Annotated in this window: 2 protein-coding genes and 1 pseudogene; all 3 read right to left on the minus strand. The window is 61.2% G+C overall.

Features of this window, described 5'->3' with window-relative positions; translation table 11 throughout:
* Positions 1-140 precede the first annotated feature (140 nt).
* The gene (locus JWQ24_RS27925; protein WP_299815680.1) at positions 141-1,145 is read right to left on the minus strand and encodes a hypothetical protein; all 1,005 of its coding nucleotides are present in this window, start codon (positions 1,143-1,145) and stop codon (positions 141-143) included.
* An 892-nt stretch (positions 1,146-2,037) separates the two neighbouring features.
* Positions 2,038-2,448, minus strand: coding sequence for a helix-turn-helix transcriptional regulator (locus JWQ24_RS28650; protein WP_366521473.1), 411 nt, complete (start codon positions 2,446-2,448; stop codon positions 2,038-2,040).
* A pseudogene (locus JWQ24_RS28655) lies at positions 2,443-2,799 on the minus strand (hypothetical protein); the annotation flags it as partial. The pseudogene JWQ24_RS28655 and the gene JWQ24_RS28650, both read right to left, overlap by 6 nt.
* Between the last annotated feature and the right edge of the window lie 144 nt (positions 2,800-2,943).

Genomic DNA, 2,943 nt, shown 5'->3' on the forward strand with positions numbered 1-2,943 from the left:
CTGCGCGGGGTGGCGAACTACCAGGACGTCTACAAGCTCACCTACGTCCGCGGTCCCAGCGGCATAATCGTGATGCTCGCCCAGGAACTGAAGAAGAACTGACTGAGGGATCCGGAGTGGATTGCGCCCCAAGGAATCCACTACGACGACGTTTGTGACCTTCTCCTCCGCCGTTGCCTGATCAACAGAATTGCGATGCCAGCTGCCACGAGTATCGCGACCAGGCTCAAGACGATGACGAGGATGCCCAGATAGTTTGTTGGTGGGTGCGCACGCACTGTTACACCGGCGCCGGGCTTCGCGGGGAAAGTGATTACGGCCTGGGCACTCTCTTTGAGGAGCCCGCTTTGGAGTTCAAGAAGAGCCGTCCACGGGCCGTTGGCGAGCGCGTCGCTCGGCTCGATCATTATCGGCTCCGACTGGCCGGGTGCGACGGTGGTGCCAAGTCGCGCCTCGTAGGGGCCCGCAGTGAGCGATCCTGAAACGGATTTGAGCTGGAGGGTACCGGTGAGGTCGATGGCTCGACCGCCCGTGTTGTGAACCTGGGCGAGAACTATGGGTCTTCCGCTTTGGCTGCGCTCGGCCGTCATGGAGTCGATCGTGAAACTGCTCGCGACGGGGTTGTTGCCTCTGACATCCAGGTAGATGCGGATCCCGACCCGGTTTGTGAGCTTGACCCCACCGGATCCGACCGTGCTTACCTCTGCCCAGACGACGGCATACGTTTCACCGGGCGCCGCATCCGTCGGGATCGCGATCGTGACGGTGTCGAGGCTGGTGGAGTGGCTCCTCACCTCGAGCGCGCTGCGACTCAGGGTGGTCCACGTCGACAGTTCATTTGCTTCGTGACCCGGCTTGCCGACGAACGAGCCATTTTCAATGGTCGCCGCAGCCGCGAAGGCATCAACATGCAGGGAGCTCGATGTTGTATTGGACAATTCGATTCGCCGGCTGAAGGTCGTCCCCGGAAGGAGGGAGTCCACAATGTAGGCGTGGGTGCGCGGATCGTTCGCAGTGTCAGCGGGAATGTCCAGAAGTCGAACACCGACGCGTCCCGGATGACTCCTGCTCACTCCGACAGCGGATGCCGCGATTGGGGGAGCGGAAACAAGTGCGGTGACCGCAGCCAGAATCACCACGGTCACCGCCACACGGAGCAGTCTCAAGCGCTTTACGAACAACTTCCGATGACTCCGCTACTTGGTTGCCTCCTACGAGACGGAATGTGTGATTGTGCTGGAGTAGGTACCGGCGAGAGCATTGGCAGGCACAGTCACCGAAATCGTGGGACTCCACGTCGCAGAGTTGATTCCGACCACACCAGTGGCAGTTTGCACGACGCCTCCGGGAGACAACGCGTCAAGGTCTGTGTCCGCGACAACCGCGGTGCCGACCACTGACGCAGTCGTCGCCGTATAGCTGCTTAGTCCCGTCGCCGAGACCGAGATGGTTTGCGGTCCGGTGAAGGCCACACCACTCGCGGTCGCCACCCAACCCGCAGTTCCACCACGCCCGTCGGTGACCGACACTGTTCCCAGAGAAGCGGACACAGTTTGTGCGCTGGAACTCGCGCTGACCGAGCCAAGCGAAACCGGTCCGGCCGGCACACTGATATTCAGTGCGCCTCCCGTGACTTGGATCGTGACCGGTGTCCCGCCGGTCGTGGCGGCTTGCGCTGGCCCAGCAGCGGCGAGGCCGCCCAAAACCATTGCAGCCGAAACAACAACTATTAGTGCCTTGTTACGCATTTGGTCCCCTAGCGTTATCGCCGCCCCTGGTAGTGCGATCGCGGAGACGACGACAAGGCCCCCGCGAACCGCCAGGAATTGCGACACGAAGTCACGCAGAAGAGGATCGCCACCACATACAGCAACAACACGCTTGAGAGATCCGACGAAATCTCAATACTTGGATGATCGAAGCATACCTCCGATAGGGGCATAGTCAAGGAAATGTCGACTTGTACTGCCAGCGGCAAAACCTGGGCGCCGGCACAGACCTGGGCGTCCTGGACCTGGGCGACACCGTCTGTGACGGCTAGTCCGCCGAGGTCGAGCTGCGCCTCATCGTGTCGGATGGCTTTTCGGAAAATTGACGTCGGTAGCTGGCGGCGAACCTGCCAAAGTGGCTGATTCCCCATCTCGCGGCAACCTGGGTCACTGTGACCGTGCCGGGTTCGGCATCAGCGAGATCCCTATATATCTGTTCCATGCGCAACTCGCGGAGGTAAGCCATCGGGGTGGTGCTCATCGACCGGCGAAACCCCTCCTGGAGGCTGCGCACGCTGACATTGACGTCGCCTGCCAGTTCGGAAACGGTCCACGCGTGTTCGGGGCTTGCCCGGAGCAATTCCACCGCTTGCGCCACGGGACGGTGTCCGGCGGAGGGAACCGGGGAGCTGAGGGCGGCGGAGTAATTGTGGGGTTGAGCCAGGAGCAGGGATCCCATCAGCACCTGTTCGAGGTGCAGGGCGGCGAGTGGATGTTGGAGCAAGCCGGGTTGGTTGTCCGAGACCAGATCGATGAGCCGCAGGGTTTGAAGCACTGTGCACCCTGCTCCCTTCGCCAGATCCAGCTCTGCGGCAAAAACCAGCGGTTTGACGATGCTGTGGCCGAGGAGATTTTCCAGTTCGATTTGCAGCTCTTCGTGAGGGATCATCACTGACAGCTGGGAAAAGTCCTCATTGCAGTCGAGATCTGCGGGGTGGCCGGGTGTGAACACGGCGGCAGTTCGGGGTGTTCCATAGACGGGTTTGTGCAGCCCGGCGCTCATCGTCGCTCTACCCGTCAACGTTATGTCGACGTGGTAGTCGGTGGCTTAGCTAGTGCGGAACCGAACGGCGTCGCCGAAACTCAGATAGCCCGAGGACACGCTCCCCACCGTGATGACGTTAAGGATGAGATCCAGAGCTGTGGATGCCGAGGCCGAGGGACAATCCAGCGG

Source organism: Tardiphaga sp. (assembly GCF_028290495.1).
Lineage (GTDB): Bacteria > Pseudomonadota > Alphaproteobacteria > Rhizobiales > Xanthobacteraceae > Tardiphaga.

Bases quoted from the DNA above. Each gene is read 5' to 3' on its own strand.
- JWQ24_RS28650 (WP_366521473.1), bottom strand. From the start codon at position 2,448: ATGGGATCCCTGCTCCTGGCTCAACCCCACAATTACTCCGCCGCCCTC.